This is a genomic window from Porphyromonas sp. CAG:1061 (assembly GCF_000435035.1).
Lineage (GTDB): Bacteria > Bacteroidota > Bacteroidia > Bacteroidales > Porphyromonadaceae > Porphyromonas_A > Porphyromonas_A somerae.
In genome coordinates this window covers 1-1,584 of sequence record NZ_HF988836.1, presented here as the reverse complement: position 1 = coordinate 1,584, position 1,584 = coordinate 1, and the positions used below count along the sequence as shown (strand labels likewise).

Genomic DNA, 1,584 nt, shown 5'->3' with positions numbered 1-1,584 from the left:
AAAAACTATTTTCAGGTGCCAGTTGTTGTCCACTCCCAGAGAGCAAACCGTAGTAAATGGCACTAGAAACTGCAATACCAAAGGCGGAACCGAGTGATGAAGCCATCTTGTAAATACCTGACCCAGCTGCAGATTCCTTTGGAGGAAGGGTGGAGAGGGCAGCGTCGGTAGAAGGGGTGGCATAGCAAGCTAGGCCAAGTCCGAAGAGTGCGTACCCGACTCCCATCAAGATAAGATAGGTTTCTCGCATCACGTTGGTAGGCAACATCACTAGGAAAGCGAGCATAACGATAAAGCTTCCTAGTAGCATTGGCCTCCGTGGTCCGTACTTCTGCAACAGGCGCTCTCCAATCCGAATAAAAGCAATGATCACCACTCCATAGCCAATAGAGAGGAATCCGATGACACTGCCATCGTAATCGGTGGCAGCGGACATCAATGCGGGGATAACGACTAGCACGCCTGCGGTGCTATTGAGAATAAAATTGGAGATGGTAGCTCCTGTAAAGGTTTTATTCTGAAAGAGCCGAATATTGACGAAAGGTAGCTCTACTCCTGATTCGATACTTACGAATAGGATAAGTCCTATAATTGCCACTGCCGTTAAGACCATAGTAATAGGGTTGTTCCATCCCCAACTGCTACCATAGTTGATCACTATCATCAAACAGATGACGGAGATCATAAAGATGACCATCCCCTTGAAGTCAAACGTTACATCTTTGGCACCCTCCACATAGTTGCGAGGAATCTCTCGCACCAGTAAAAGTCCGATAAAGGCGGTTACAGGTGCCAAGACAAAAATAGAGCGCCAGCCCAAAAAGGAGGTCATATTGGTACCGACGAAAGTGGCGAAGCTTGTGCCACCCCAAGTGCCCATACTCCAAAGACTGATGGCTCTTTGACGCTCTTTTTCCTCCCAAAACTGAGCAATTATCGCCAGTGAAGCAGGCATGATACAGGCTGCTGACACCCCTTGCAGGGTACGACCCGTCAGCATAAATGGGAGGGTCCAAATACTACTAGCAGGGGTAGTAGCAATAAGAATACCTCCTACAATGGCAGCATAAAAACCCCAACGCAATGTCTTAGCACGTCCGTAGCGATCGGCAATATTACCAAACATCACAACGGTCACACCCGAGACAAGGGAGGTAATCGTTACGGCAAGCCCTAAGGCACCTCTATCAATCTGAAGATCTTTTTGCACAACATCTTGAATACTCAGCATGGTCATGCCAAATAACCAAAATGAAAGCAGACCTAATATAATTCCGATAAGCACCTTATCATTTCCACGATAAGTAGTTGATGTACTAGATTCTGTCATAATATCTCTTGATTAAATACGTTAAATATATCCTTTGATCATACTCTATCTTAGAAACCACTTAAATCACATTGACAAGATAAGAAAATAACTATAAACAGCGAATAACTACCACCTGATTTTTCAGGTGACTGCCCTACCCTTAAAGATAAAAAACAAACTTTGAAACCACTTTTGTGCTCAAATCCTTTGGCTGTAACGAAATAATTGTTATCTTTGCACTCGATTGGAAGTGTGGGTGAGTGGCTGAAACC

General features: G+C 44.8%; 2 protein-coding genes. Both read right to left on the bottom strand.

Features of this window, described 5'->3' with window-relative positions; all coding sequences use genetic code 11:
• A partial coding sequence (locus QVO39_RS00710; protein WP_288171268.1) for an MFS transporter occupies positions 1-1,330 on the bottom strand: 1,330 nt, incomplete at its 3' end.
• A gap of 50 nt (positions 1,331-1,380) precedes the next feature.
• Positions 1,381-1,584, bottom strand: a 204-nt coding sequence (locus tag QVO39_RS00705; protein ID WP_288171266.1) for a hypothetical protein, incomplete at its 5' end; no start/stop codon positions are given.